We start from the raw sequence: 248 nt of genomic DNA on the forward strand, positions 1-248 counted from the left end.
GCGTGCGTCCGGATCTGGTCACCGACCAGACCAGCGCTCACGATCCGCTCCACGGCTATCTGCCAAAAAGCTGGACGTGGGAAGACTACCAGCAAAAAGCGGAAACCGATCCTGAGGGCACGGTACTGGCGGCTAAACGCGCCATGGCGGAACACGTCTCCGCGATGCTGGCCTTCAGTAAGATGGGTATTCCGACCTTTGATTACGGGAATAACATCCGCCAGATGGCGAAAGAGATGGGGGTGAAT

General features: G+C 57.7%; 1 pseudogene. It reads left to right on the forward strand.

The features are described 5' to 3' along the window. Positions 1–248: pseudogene (locus RTW80_RS30280) on the forward strand (urocanate hydratase); the annotation flags it as partial.

Source organism: Escherichia sp. AM3 (assembly GCF_032029835.1).
Taxonomy (GTDB): domain Bacteria; phylum Pseudomonadota; class Gammaproteobacteria; order Enterobacterales; family Enterobacteriaceae; genus Escherichia; species Escherichia coli.